Below are 12,596 nucleotides of genomic sequence, written 5' to 3' on the forward strand. Positions count from 1 at the left end.
ACAATGACTAGCTCGACTTCCACGGTGACCAAGAAACGCATCCTCTCCGGTGCCAAGCCCACAGCGGACTCGCTGCACCTGGGCAACTACATCGGCGCCGTCCGCAACTGGGTAGACATGCAGGCTGAATACGACGCCGTGTTCTTCATTCCTGACCTCCACGCCATCACCGTTGATTTCGAACCGGCGGAACTGGCCAAGCGCACCCGTGTGGTGGCTGCCCAGTACATTGCGGCGGGGATCGACCCGGACAAGAGCATCTTCTTCGTCCAGTCCCATGTCCCCGAGCACGCGCAGCTGGCCTGGGCGCTGAACTGCATCACCGGTTTCGGCGAGGCCTCACGCATGACGCAGTTCAAGGACAAGACGCAGAAGTCGGGGGCGGACTCCGCAACCCTGGGCCTGTTCGCCTACCCGACCCTGATGGCCGCGGACATTCTCCTGTACCAGACCGACCTCGTCCCGGTCGGCGAGGACCAGCGCCAGCACCTGGAGCTGACCAGAAACCTGGCCCAGCGCTTCAATACCCGCTTTGGCCACACGTTCACGGTGCCCGAGGCCACGATCCTCAAGGCCACCGCCAAGATCTACGACCTCCAAAGCCCGACTGCCAAGATGTCCAAGACAGGCGGGTCGCCCCACGGTTCCATCCAGCTCCTGGAGGACCCCAAGATCGCCGCGAAGCGCATCAAGTCCGCGGTGACTGACACCGGAACGGAAATCCGGTTCGACGCCGAAGCCAAGCCGGGGGTTTCCAACCTCCTCACCATCTACTCGACGCTCACCGGGAAGTCCGTGCCCGAGCTCGAAGCCGAATACCAGGGCAAGATGTACGGCCACCTCAAGAAGGACCTCGCGGACGTTATGGTGGACTTCATCACGCCGCTCCGGGACCGGACCAATGAACTGATGGCGGATCCGGCTGAACTGGACCGGCTGCTGGCCCAGGGTGCCGAACGTGCCCGGGAAATTGCCTCCGTGACGCTCGGACAGGTCTATGAGCGCATGGGCTTCCTGCCGTCCCTCACCCTCGCAGGAGTCCGCTAGGCCCATGTCATCAGCCAGCAAAGTCACTGCAAACGAAGACTCCCCTGCATACCGCGGAGAGGGAAAATTCGTTGACGCCAATGATGACGCTGCCATGGTCCGGGGCACAGCGCCGCGTAAGCGCCAGACCCGGACCGACGAGATGAGCGTTGGTGTCATCCTGGGCTTCCCGCCGGATATTGCCCAGGAACTGCAGCGCTGGCGGGCCTCGTTCGGGGACCCCATGGCCGGCGTCATTCCCGCGCACATCACGCTGGTCACCACCACGCCCACCAAGGACTGGGAGGCCACCCGAAGCCATGTCCGCGAAATTGCACGCAGGCAGGAACCGTTTACGGTCACCATTGCGGGGACGGGCTCATTTCGTCCCGTGTCCCCGGTGGTCTTCCTGAACGTTGAAGACGGCTTCGGCCACTGCGTGAACCTGCACGAACAGCTGCAGACCGGGCCGCTGGAACGCGAGCTGCCGTTTGCCTACCACCCGCACGTGACCATTGCCCACGATGTGCCGCCGGAGAGCCTGGATGAGGCCGAAACGGTGCTCAAGGATTACCGGGCCACATTCCCTGTGGTTAGCATGGGGCTGTACGAGCATGACATCAACGGCATTTGGCAGCTACGGGAAGAACTCGACTTTGGCATCGAAACTGACCACACCCGAGGCGCGTCCGGCAAAGACGGCTCAGGCGGCCCAGACGGCAACTGAGCCTCCGCTTCCCACGGAGCGCGCCCGGCTGAAGCTGGAAGTGAGCCGGAAGAAGGTCGAGTGGAGCAAGGCGCGCAGGTCCGGCAGCGGCGGCGCGGCCGGCCTGTCCGCCATGTTCCAGTGGCTGCTTGCGCGGCTCAATGCTTTCCGTCCCATGCGTGCGTTCCAGCACTACAACCTGCAGCACGGTCCGCTCATGGCGGCCGGTATCGGCTTCAGGATGTTCTTCTCCATCACGGGTCTGCTGGCCACCGGCATTTCGCTGGCCGGCCTCGTCCTCAGCGGGCAGCCGGCCCTGCTGGACCAGGTGATCAGGAGCGTGGCCAAGGCTGCGCCGGGTCTGATGAAGGTCGACGGCGGCGAGGGACTGGTGGATCCCTACGAGCTGCTGAACCCTTCCGGCCTGGGCTGGGCCGCCGTGATCGCCGCGGTGGTGACGGTTTTCACCGCCCTGGGCTGGATCAGCGGCATCCGCGACGGTGTGCGGGGCATGATGCAGCTCGGCCCGCGGGGGATTAACCCGGTCCTGCAGATACTGCGGGACGTCGGTACCTTGCTGCTGCTTGGCGTCGCACTGGTGCTGAGTGCCGCCGCCTCCTTGATTTTCGGCACCGCAGCCGGGTGGGTCACTGAGCAGCTGCACCTGGACCCGGTGATGGCCTGGCCGCTGACCACGGCCATCAAAGTGGGCGTGCCACTGGCCCTTGGCTGGGTGACCGCCCTGATCATGTTCCGGCTGGCGGCGGGCCTGAAACTTACCCGGCGGGCATTGCTTGAAGGAACCATCCTGTCGGCTGTGGGAACCACTGTGCTCCAGATTTTCAGCACTGAGCTGCTCGCCAGCGCCGGACGCAACCCGATTCTCGCACCGTTCGCGATCATCATCGGGCTGCTCATCTGGTTCAACCTGGTCAGTCAGGTCTATTTGGTGTCAGCGTCCTGGTCGGTCATCAGGGAAGAGGACCTGAAGACTTCGGAGCTACCCCGAAAGAGGGTCCTGGGTTCGCGCCGCCTGCCTCCCCAGACCTGACGGGCGCCGCAGCCTAAGGCGCAGCCACCAATCCCTCCCAGGCCACCGTCCAGTCGGCCGGGAATCCCGGGGCATGCCGCCCGGGGCCGTTGTCCCAGCCTGCCGCCATCAATGCCGCGGCGGCAAGGAGCCCGCCGTTGCCGGGCAGATAGAGCGGCAGGGAATCCGTTTGGCGGTTATGGCCGTTGGGGAGCGCAACGTTCTTGCCGGCAGCCAGCAGCAGGGAGTCGACGGCGGTCTCCGGGTCTTCGAGGCGGGCGGCGGTCATGGCCATGACCGGGTAGTCCCAGCCCCACGTGCTGCCCCAGTCCCAGCCGGCCAGGACGTCGGCGAGCGTTGCCCGCATGATGTCCTTGTCGATCAGGTCGGTCTGCGGCAGGACCCCCAATGCGCAGAGCATCGAGGGGTGGTCGGTGCGGATCGTGAAGGGTTCCACATCGATCGCGGCGTAGACGCCGTTGACGATGCGCGGGGACACCAGGCCGTCGGCAACTTCTGTCCAGGCTCCGACGGGTTCGAGCCCCAGCCGTTCGCGCCACTCGGATGCGACCCTGAGACCCCACTGCCAGTAGGCAAGCTCGAAGGTGGGGTTCGTGACCGTGGCACGCATCGACCCGTAGCTTTCCTGGGCGGGAACCAGGGGCGGCCCCAGTTCGAACCCGCGGGCCGTCGGGTGGGCGAAGCTGGCCATGAAGGCGGCGGATTCGAAGACTATCTCGGCGAACTCCTCCAGAACGTCCCGGGAGGGGTTTGCCCGGTAGGCGAGTTCGGACAGGTGGATTGGGTGCGGTTGCTGCCAGATCAGGAATGTCCCGATGGGGCTGGGGCTCTCCCTGCCGTCGGGGCCTACCTGCTTCGGCCAGCGAACGCCGTCGAATCCCTGGGCCTTTGCGGTCCGGCGCGAGCTTTCCAGGACGGTGGAGTACCACCGCAGCGACGGAAGCAGGAGCTCCGAGCGGTTCCAGAGGGCAAAGTGCGCCGCGTGCCACCAGTGCATTTCCAGGTGAAAGCGGCCGCGCCAGGAATTGCAGACCAGCCCCGTTTCCTGCGGCGGCAGTGACCCCGAGCAGTTGATGGCCGTGAGGTACTGGGAGAGGACGATCCGCCGCTCCAGCTCCTTCGCCCTGGGATCGTCGGTCGCGGCAAGCTCGATTGCCCCGCCCGAGGTCCAGAACCGGGGCCAATAGGCCTCCGACGCGGTGATGACACTGCTGCCCGTGGAAAGCCCGACGGCGGTCCCGCCTGCAGCTCCCCGTCCCGGTGTGGAGGCTGCCCGCGTCAGCCTGTTGTTGCCCCGTGGAATGCAGTCGCCGTCTCCGGCGGAGATGAAGCCGATGGAGAGATCTAGAACGTCAGGATTGTCCCGGCCACCCGGTGCCTCCGGAACGATCCGGAAGCCGTGAGGGCCGGTCTGTTGCACGCTCACGTCCCGCCCCGAAATCACCACGTGGTACCGGGCGTTGTCGAGTTGGCGGCGGACCGTCCAACTGGCCGCTCCGGGATCCGCGGCCGGCGCGTCCGGACCCTCCAGGAAGCTGCTGTGGGCGTTCTCGCGGTTCCAGTCGGCGGCGTCGTGCCACGCTTCTGAGCCGTAGGGAAAGCTGACGCCAACCGTCAGGCCCTTGGCGAGAGCGGATGATTCCACCCGGACCCCGAGTTCGTCGCGATCGGGGTGGCACGCGGTGGTGACCGACACCGGGTGGCCGGCCAGCGTGAAGCGGCTGGTCACTACTCCCGTCCACAGATCGAGCGTTTGCCCGGTTCCGGAAAAGTCGGCTGCGGTGAGGGTCCGCTCTGACCCGTCGTCCATCCAGCGGAAGCCTATGCGTGCCAGGTCGAGGCGGTGGGGGTTGGCCCGGAGCCAGGTTTCTGCCCGGGAGGTGTCCGTCTCGCGATCATTGACGATGTCGCCGGCCATGTCCACGTACGGAACCGGTCCACGGGGCGAGTCGTAGAGGACCGTCGATCCGGCGAGCCCGTACGGGTGGGGAGGAGGACTGGCATGCCATCCCCACTGCGCCTGCGTGCCGAGCAGTGTTCCCGGCGGCAAGTCACCGCGTGCCCCCACCGGGTATGCATCCGGCAGCGATTGCAGTCCGGTCAGGTCCACGGTGAAGGCGAACTCCCCGTTGCCGACGGACACCGGGCTTTGCGGATCGAGATGGTCCTGCCGGACGTTGTGCCGGCGGACGAGTGCTTTCCTGTCGATGGCCACGGCGGGTGTGGTGGCGGATTCCGATCGGTCGCTGATGCTCTGGCTGTGCACGATGCACGCCCTCCTGATGCTGTCTGCTGTGACTGCGGCTGGTTCTGATCCGGTCAGGTGCGTCTCGGCTTCGTCGGTACGGGAAGCCGTCCGTGGATGGGAAAGAATCCGTGGATGGGAAAAAGAGGGATGGGAACGCAGCCACCCAAGAAACCGATTTCCGAAACGATTCAATAGTTGTCGCCTCGACGGCCCGTGTCAACCCGCGTGGCAGGCGGGGGGTCTATTGACGCTGAAGAGACCTCTTGATACGTTTCAGGAACCGCTTTCTGACATCTAAAGGACGTTTACCCAATGGCGCGTAAATCTATCCGAACCTTTCGTAAGGCAATTGCCGTGGCTTCCGTGCTGAGCCTGCTCGGCCTCACTGCTTGTTCCAGTCCGTCGACCACCCAGCCTGAGGACGGCAATGTTGAAATACGCTTCTCCTGGTGGGGCAACGCCGGCCGCGCCGAGCTGACCAACAAGGCCATCAAGGAGTTCGAAGCCGCCAACCCCACCATCAAGGTGAAACCGGAGTATGGGGACATCAGCGGCTACTTCGACAAACTGGCCACGCAAATGGCCGCCAACGATGCACCGGACGTGATCACCATGGGCGGCGCCTATCCGGCCGAGTACGCCAACCGCGGCGCACTGCTGGACCTCTCCAAGGTCGGCCGCTCCCTGGACCTCTCCAAGACGGACCAGGGGGCCCTGGAAAACGGCCAGGTGCAGGGCAAGCAGTACGGGGTCTCAACCGGCGCCAATGCGCTGGCTATCGTCGTGAACCCGGGTGTCTTCCAGGCCGCCGGCGTTGCGCTTCCGGATGACAGCACGTGGACCTGGGATGATTTTGCCACGCTGGCTTCAGACGTGACAGCCAAAAGCCCCAAGGGCACCTACGGGACGGCAACGGTCCTCACCCACGATTCGCTGGACGCCTTTGCCCGCCAGCGCGGCGAGTCGCTTTATACCCAGGACGGGCAACTCGGCCTCAGCAAGGAGACGGTGCAGGATTACTTTGACTACTCCGTGAAGCTGAGTGAGTCGGGAGCTGCGCCGACCGCTTCGGAGACGGTGGAGAAGCTCAACGTCAGCACCGAACAGACATTGATGGGCATGGGCAAGGCCGGCATGATGCTGACGTGGAGCAACTCCCTCTCCGCACTCAGCAAGGCCTCGGGCGCGGAATTGAAGCTCCTTAGGCTCCCCGGCGAAAGCCCGACCCCGGGCATCTGGCTGCAGTCTTCACAGTTCTACACGATCTCGGCTCGCAGCAAGCACACCGATGCCGCCGCAAAGCTGGTGAACTTCCTGGTAAACGATGCGTCCGCCGCTAGGATTATCCAAAGCGACCGCGGCGTGCCCAGCAACTCCGGCATGCGCACTGCCATCCAGGACATGCTGACACCGCAGGGCAAGATCGAGGCCGCCTACATCGACCAGATCGGCAAGATGGACTTTGCGCCTACTTTCATTGGTCCCACCGGTTCAACTGCCGTCGCTGAGATCACGGCCCGCATCAACACTGATGTCCTGTTCAAGCGGCTCTCGCCGGAAAAGGCTGCGGAGCAGTGGATCAGCGAAAGCAAGGCGGCCATCGGCAAGTAGCCCGCCGCTAGCGGTTGGCGTCGAGGTACTGGTCGGCCCACGCGGATATGATCTTCGCGGCCCGGGCGGCCTGGCCCTTGCCGGTCAGCAGGTGGTCGCTGCCTTCCAGCGACACGAAGCTGCGCGGGTGCCGCGCCGTCTGGAAGATGGTGCTGGCATTCTCGATCCCGACGGTGTTGTCCGTGGGGGAGTGCAGGACCATCAGGGGCTTCCCGAGCCGCTTGATGCAGTCGGTCAGGTCCGCATTCTCCAGGTCCTCCACGAAGTGCCGGCGGATCTCCACACGCTTGCCGCCCAGGTCCACCTCCGCGCTGCCTTCGCTGAGGATCCGGTCCAGCGCCGCATCAAACACATGGGCCACGTGCTTGGGCGAGAACGGGGCTCCCACGGTGGCCACGGCGTCAAGTCCGGGAATTTCCTTTGCCGCCGCCAGGACGGCGGCTCCGCCGAACGAATGCCCCACCAGCAGCGAGACCGGCCTTCCTTCGGCGCGCATGAACTCCGCGGCCTTGACGGTGTCCGCCACCTTGTGGCTGAAGGAACCTTCGGACCAGTACCCGGCGGAATCGCCCAGCCCCAGGTTGTCGAAGCGGAGCATCCCCACCCCGTTGTCGGCCAGCGCCTTGCACATCCTGGACGCCGACGGGCTGTCCTTGCCCAGCGTGAAGCCGTGCGAGAACACACCCCAGCCCTTCACCGGGCCTTCCGGCATGTCAATGATGCCGGAGAGCAATTCGCCGGTGGATCCTTCGAAGCTGACTTTTTCGGAGCGGGACATGGGGACCCTTTCGTAGGGGGCGGTAACGTGCCGTGAAACGACGACGGCGCCCCCACCTGAAAGGTGAGAGGCGCCGTCGTCGTGGTTTTCGTGGTTAGCGGGTGCTAGATCTTGCGGGAGAGGATTGCCTGCTTGACCTCTGCAATGGCCTGCGTGACCTGGATGCCGCGGGGGCATGCTTCGGTGCAGTTGAAGGTGGTGCGGCAGCGCCACACGCCTTCCTTGTCGTTGAGGATCTCCAAGCGCATGTCGCCGGCGTCATCACGGGAATCGAAGATGAAGCGGTGGGCGTTGACGATCGCTGCCGGGCCGAAGTACTGGCCGTCGGTCCAGAAGACCGGGCAGGAGGACGTGCACGCGGCGCACAGGATGCACTTGGTGGTGTCGTCGAAGCGCTCACGGTCCTCGGCGGACTGCAGGCGTTCCTTGGTAGGCTCGTGGCCCTTGTTGATAAGGAACGGCATGACTTCGCGGAAGGACTGGAAGAACGGCTCCATGTCCACGATCAGGTCCTTCTCCACCGGCAGGCCCTTGATGGGTTCCACGGTGATGGGCTTGGTCGTGTCCAGGTCCTTCAGCAGGGTCTTGCACGCAAGGCGGTTGCGGCCGTTGATGCGCATGGCATCGGAACCGCAGACGCCGTGGGCGCAGGAACGGCGGAAGGAGACGCTGCCGTCAATTTCCCACTTGACCTTGTGCAGGGCGTCCAGCACACGGTCGGTGCCGTACATGGTGACCTTGAAGTCGTCCCAGGTGGCTTCCTCGGAAACCTCAGGGTTGTAACGGCGCACGCGCAGGGTGACGTCGAACGTCGGGATCTCTCCGCCGCCTCCGATGTGCGCGGGCAGTTCGATCTTTGAGGCTGGCTCAGCAAGTTCGGCGGACATCTTAGTACTTCCTCACCATCGGCTCGTAGCGGGTAAAGACAACCGGTTTGGTGGCCAGGCGGATGCCGGCAATTGCTTCTGCAGAGCCGTCAGCCGGGGCGTGGTCGTCCTTGTACGCCATGGAGTGCTTCATGAATTTTTCGTCGTCACGTTCCGGGAAGTCCTCGCGGAAGTGTCCGCCGCGGGACTCCTCCCGGTGCAGGGCTGCAACGGTCATGACCTTGGCCAGTTCGAGCAGGAAGCCCAGTTCAACGGCCTCGAGCAGGTCAAGGTTGAAGCGCTTGCCCTTGTCCTGGACGCTGATGCGCTTGTACCGCTCCTCGAAGGACTCGATGTCCCTGAGGACCTGGTTCAGCGTGTCAGCCGTGCGGAACACCTGCATGTTGGCGTCCATGGTGTCCTGGAGTTCCTTGCGGATCACGGCCACCTTCTCGTCGCCGTTGCCGTTGCGGGCAATGTCCAGCAGTTCGATGGTGTACGCCTCCGGGTCGGCCGGGAGGTCCACGAAGTCAGCCGTCTTGGCGTACTCCGCGGCGGCGATGCCGGCGCGCTTGCCGAACACGTTGATGTCCAGCAGGGAGTTGGTGCCCAGGCGGTTGGAGCCGTGAACCGAAACGCAGGCCACTTCGCCGGCCGCGTAGAGGCCCGGCACCACGGTGTCGTTGTCCTGCAGGACTTCGGTGGTGATGTTCGTCGGGATGCCGCCCATGGCGTAGTGCGCCGTCGGGAACACCGGAACCGGCTCCGTGTAGGGCTCAACGCCGAGATAGGTACGGGCAAACTCGGTGATGTCCGGCAGCTTGGCGTCGATGTGCGCGGGCTCCAGGTGGGTCAGGTCAAGGAGCACGTAGTCCTTGTTCGGTCCACACCCGCGGCCTTCGCGGACCTCGTTGGCCATGGAGCGGGCCACGATGTCACGCGGTGCAAGGTCCTTGATGGTGGGGGCGTAGCGCTCCATGAAGCGCTCACCCTCCGAGTTGCGGAGGATGGCGCCTTCGCCGCGCGCGGCTTCCGACAGCAGGATGCCCAGGCCGGCAAGGCCGGTCGGGTGGAACTGGAAGAACTCCATGTCCTCCAGGGGAATGCCGCGGCGAAACGCGATGCCCATGCCGTCGCCGGTCAGGGTGTGGGCGTTGGACGTGGTCTTGAACACCTTGCCAGCGCCGCCGGAGGCGAAAACCACCGACTTGGCCTGGAACACGTGCAGTTCGCCGGAAGCGAGGTCGTAGGACACGACGCCGGCAACACGCTTCTGCTTGAAGGGCGTGCCGTCTTCGCGGACTGCGTCTTCCTCGACCGTCAGGAGATCCAGGACGTAGTACTCGTTGTAGAACTCAACGTTGTGCTTGACGCAGTTTTGGTAGAGCGTCTGCAGGATCATGTGGCCCGTGCGGTCAGCGGCGTAGCAGGCGCGGCGGACAGGGGCCTTGCCGTGGTCACGGGTGTGGCCGCCGAAGCGGCGCTGGTCAATCCGGCCTTCCGGCGTGCGGTTGAACGGCAGACCCATTTTTTCCAGGTCCAGCACGGCGTCGATGGCTTCTTTCGCCATGACCTCGGCCGCGTCCTGGTCCACCAGGTAGTCGCCGCCCTTAATGGTGTCGAATGTGTGCCACTCCCAGTTGTCTTCCTCGACATTGGCCAGTGCCGCACACATGCCACCCTGCGCCGCACCTGTGTGCGAGCGGGTGGGGTAGAGCTTGGTCAGTACTGCTGTGCGCGCGCGCTGACCGGATTCGATCGCGGCGCGCATGCCAGCGCCACCGGCACCGACGATGACGACGTCGTACTTATGGACCTGCATACCAGACGCTCTTTCTCTCAAAATTCGCTATAAAACCACGGGCGGGCGGAGCCTGCACCGTAAAACCGTCGGCCCGCTCAGTGCGGGCACGGCTGATCCCCCCGGGAGGAAGGTGCCGCTAGGCTGCGGGGCAGAAGCCGCCGGGCAGCGGTACGCCGTTGACGTCCAGCGGGCACGGGTTGAAGGTGAAGATCACCAGGGTGCCCAGGATGATGATGACAGCCGTTGCGGCGTAGAGGACGATCTTCAGCCAGAAACGGGTGGAATCCTTCTCGGCGTAGTCGTTGATGATGGTGCGGACGCCGTTGGTGCCGTGCAGCATGGCAAGCCAGAGCATGGCCAGGTCCCAGAACTGCCAGAACGGATCGGCCCACTTGCCGGCCACGAAACCGAAGTCAATGGCATGGATGCCCTCGCCCACCAGGAGGTTGACGAAGAGGTGCCCGAAGATCAGGACTACCAGGACAACGCCCGAAAGCCGCATGAACAGCCAGGCAGCCATTTCGAAGTTGCCCTTCGACGCGCCGCTGCGGCGGTACTTGGGGGCAATCAGCCCTGCGCCCGGTTTTCCGCCGTCTTTTCCGCTGCGGGGACTCTGAATGGTTGCAGTCATGGCTTAGTGACCTCCAAAGGCGAGGGAAAGGTGGCGGATGGAGAAGCCCACCATGACGATGACCCAGAGAATCAGGACCGTCCACAGCATTTGGCGCTGGTACTTCGCGCCCTTCTTCCAGAAGTCGACGGCGATGATCCGCAGGCCGTTGAAGGCGTGGAACACGATCGCTGCGACAAGGCCCGTTTCACCCAGGGCCATCAGGGGGTTCTTGTAGGCGCCGATCACGGCGGTGTATGCCTCGGGGGACACGCGCACCAATGAGGTGTCCAGCACATGGACCAACAAGAAGAAGAAAATCACTACACCGGTAATGCGGTGTCCAACCCAGGACCACATGCCTTCACGGCCGCGGTACAAGGTGCCAGCTGGTTTTGTCGGCACTGAATAAACCTCCCTGCAACACAGCGGCGCTGGCATGGGATCCACGCGGGGGGAACGCCTGCTGCGAGAGCACTCGTAAGCTCAAGCCTAAATCTAGGCTTCGCTCACAGCTTATTCAATTCAGGAACTCCTTGGTGACGCCTCCCCGCGCGGTTTTTGCGCATTTTTGAGACGAACGCCACATTGTGGCTGTCCCGGCGGCGTCGCCCAAAGCGCATCTGCCGGTCTCGGGGCGGGGGTCGGCTAAAGTAGGCCGTGATGAGTACAGACATAGTGACAAGCCGGAATTCACCGCTGGACCGTTTTATTGCGGTAATTCCTGCAGGCGGAGTGGGGACCCGCCTCTGGCCCCTGTCACGTGCAGCAGCCCCTAAATTTCTTCACGATCTCACCGGTTCCGGCAGCACGCTGCTGCGGGCAACCTACGACCGACTGGAACCGCTTGCCGGTAAAGGCGTGCTGGTTGTTACCGGCGTTGCCCACCGGAATGCCGTGTGCAGCCAGCTCCCGGAGATCCAGGAGTCCGACCTGGTGCTGGAAAGCGAGCCCAAGGACTCCGGCGCGGCCATCGGCCTCGCGGCCGCCATCCTGTACCAGCGGGATCCGGAGATCATCATGGGCTCCTTCGCCGCGGACCAGGTGATCAGCCCCGACGACCTCTTCCAGGACGCGGTGCGCGAGGCCATTCATACGGCTGCGGCCGGCAAGATCGTCACTATCGGCATCAAGCCCACGCACCCGTCCACCGGGTTCGGCTACATCCGTGCGGGCCAGAAGCTGTCGATTGCGAACGCCCCGAGCGCGCAGGCCGTAGTGGAATTCGTGGAAAAGCCCAGCGAGGACGTTGCCCAGCAGTACGTGGACAGCGGAGAGTACGTCTGGAACGCGGGTATGTTCGTTGCTCCGGTGTCGCTGATGCTGAAGCACCTCGAAGCGAACCAGCCTGAGCTCTTCAAGGGGCTCACGGAAATCGCGCAGGCCTGGGACACCCCGGAGCGCGATGAGGTTACCGCCCGTGTCTGGCCCACCTTGCCGAAGATCGCCATCGACTATGCGGTGGCAGAGCCTGCCGCGGCTGCCGGGGACGTCGCCGTCGTGCCGGGAACTTTCCGTTGGGACGACGTCGGCGACTTTGCCTCCGTGGGCCGGCTCAACAGTGCGAAGGAAGTGGACGATGTGACCGTCCTCGGTGAAGGCGCCCGCGTGTTCACCGAAAACGCCAGCGGTGTGGTTGTCACGGACACCAAGCGCGTCATCGCGTTGATCGGCATCAAGGACGTTGTCATCGTTGACACCCCGGACGCTTTGCTGGTCACCACCATGGCGCACTCCCAGCGGGTCAAAGCAGCCGTGGACGCGCTCAAGGCCAGCGGCGACACCGACGTCCTCTAAAACGGACCCGGCAAACCCTATTCAGCCCAGTCTCACCGGCACCCGCCGGGAAGACTGGGCTGAGCCGTTCCAGACGCCGGGAGCCGGCTCCCGGATACG

At 64.3% G+C, this 12,596-nt stretch carries 11 protein-coding genes; 5 read left to right on the forward strand and 6 right to left on the reverse strand.

Translation table 11 applies throughout. The features are described 5' to 3' along the window. Positions 1-3 precede the first annotated feature (3 nt). The 3 genes from trpS to ACSQ12_RS05850 all read left to right on the forward strand — a co-directional run bounded on the left by trpS (position 4) and on the right by ACSQ12_RS05850 (position 2,783). Entirely contained in the window at positions 4-1,047 is a 1,044-nt protein-coding gene (gene trpS / locus ACSQ12_RS05840) for a tryptophan--tRNA ligase (protein WP_011690983.1), read from the forward strand. Positions 1,048-1,141: 94 nt separating this feature from the next. Next, positions 1,142-1,753, forward strand: a complete 612-nt coding sequence (locus tag ACSQ12_RS05845; protein ID WP_436066941.1) for a 2'-5' RNA ligase family protein — start codon at positions 1,142-1,144, stop codon at positions 1,751-1,753. Further along, entirely contained in the window at positions 1,683-2,783 is a 1,101-nt protein-coding gene (locus ACSQ12_RS05850; RefSeq protein WP_436064697.1) for a YihY/virulence factor BrkB family protein, read from the forward strand. Before ACSQ12_RS05845 ends, ACSQ12_RS05850 begins: the two co-directional genes overlap by 71 nt. A 13-nt stretch (positions 2,784-2,796) precedes the next feature. Here ACSQ12_RS05850 and ACSQ12_RS05855 read toward each other — a convergent pair whose 3' ends face one another. Then, entirely contained in the window at positions 2,797-5,049 is a 2,253-nt protein-coding gene (locus ACSQ12_RS05855; RefSeq protein WP_436064698.1) for a hypothetical protein, read from the reverse strand. A 294-nt stretch (positions 5,050-5,343) separates the two neighbouring features. On the opposite strand from ACSQ12_RS05855, the gene ACSQ12_RS05860 reads away from it, so the two are divergent. Continuing rightward, positions 5,344-6,642 (forward strand): ABC transporter substrate-binding protein, encoded by a 1,299-nt coding sequence (locus ACSQ12_RS05860; RefSeq protein ID WP_436064699.1) that lies wholly within the window; start codon positions 5,344-5,346, stop codon positions 6,640-6,642. A 7-nt stretch (positions 6,643-6,649) separates the two neighbouring features. Here ACSQ12_RS05860 and ACSQ12_RS05865 read toward each other — a convergent pair whose 3' ends face one another. The 5 genes from ACSQ12_RS05865 to sdhC form a co-directional block, all read right to left on the reverse strand. Beyond that, positions 6,650-7,420, reverse strand: coding sequence for an alpha/beta hydrolase family protein (locus ACSQ12_RS05865; protein ID WP_209746653.1), 771 nt, complete (start codon positions 7,418-7,420; stop codon positions 6,650-6,652). A gap of 104 nt (positions 7,421-7,524) precedes the next feature. After that, positions 7,525-8,307, reverse strand: coding sequence for a succinate dehydrogenase iron-sulfur subunit (locus tag ACSQ12_RS05870; protein WP_011690989.1), 783 nt, complete (start codon positions 8,305-8,307; stop codon positions 7,525-7,527). A gap of 1 nt (position 8,308) precedes the next feature. After that, positions 8,309-10,108 carry a succinate dehydrogenase flavoprotein subunit gene (gene sdhA / locus ACSQ12_RS05875; protein ID WP_436064700.1) on the reverse strand — a complete coding sequence of 600 codons (1,800 nt, stop codon included), beginning with the start codon at positions 10,106-10,108 and terminating at the stop codon, positions 8,309-8,311. A gap of 118 nt (positions 10,109-10,226) precedes the next feature. Continuing rightward, a complete protein-coding gene (locus ACSQ12_RS05880) occupies positions 10,227-10,721 on the reverse strand; it encodes a succinate dehydrogenase hydrophobic membrane anchor subunit (RefSeq protein WP_209746651.1) in 495 nt (164 codons plus the stop codon). Positions 10,722-10,724: 3 nt separating this feature from the next. Then, positions 10,725-11,105, reverse strand: a complete 381-nt coding sequence (gene sdhC / locus ACSQ12_RS05885) for a succinate dehydrogenase, cytochrome b556 subunit (RefSeq protein WP_081818859.1) — start codon at positions 11,103-11,105, stop codon at positions 10,725-10,727. Positions 11,106-11,363: 258 nt separating this feature from the next. On the opposite strand from sdhC, the gene ACSQ12_RS05890 reads away from it, so the two are divergent. Next, positions 11,364-12,497, forward strand: coding sequence for a mannose-1-phosphate guanylyltransferase (locus ACSQ12_RS05890; RefSeq protein ID WP_209746650.1), 1,134 nt, complete (start codon positions 11,364-11,366; stop codon positions 12,495-12,497). Positions 12,498-12,596 lie beyond the last annotated feature (99 nt).

The sequence above is a fragment of the Arthrobacter sp. LjRoot14 genome, assembly GCF_964253905.1.
Taxonomy (GTDB): Bacteria; Actinomycetota; Actinomycetes; order Actinomycetales; family Micrococcaceae; genus Arthrobacter.

Coding starts and splice junctions, on each gene's coding strand:
- ACSQ12_RS05860 (WP_436064699.1), top strand. CDS start 5,344: ATGGCGCGTAAATCTATCCGAACCTTTCGTAAGGCAATTGCCGTGGCT.
- ACSQ12_RS05865 (WP_209746653.1), bottom strand. CDS start 7,420: ATGTCCCGCTCCGAAAAAGTCAGCTTCGAAGGATCCACCGGCGAATTG.
- sdhA (WP_436064700.1), bottom strand. CDS start 10,108: ATGCAGGTCCATAAGTACGACGTCGTCATCGTCGGTGCCGGTGGCGCT.
- trpS (WP_011690983.1), top strand. CDS start 4: ATGACTAGCTCGACTTCCACGGTGACCAAGAAACGCATCCTCTCCGGT.
- ACSQ12_RS05890 (WP_209746650.1), top strand. CDS start 11,364: ATGAGTACAGACATAGTGACAAGCCGGAATTCACCGCTGGACCGTTTT.
- ACSQ12_RS05880 (WP_209746651.1), bottom strand. CDS start 10,721: ATGACTGCAACCATTCAGAGTCCCCGCAGCGGAAAAGACGGCGGAAAA.
- ACSQ12_RS05870 (WP_011690989.1), bottom strand. CDS start 8,307: ATGTCCGCCGAACTTGCTGAGCCAGCCTCAAAGATCGAACTGCCCGCG.
- ACSQ12_RS05845 (WP_436066941.1), top strand. CDS start 1,142: ATGGTCCGGGGCACAGCGCCGCGTAAGCGCCAGACCCGGACCGACGAG.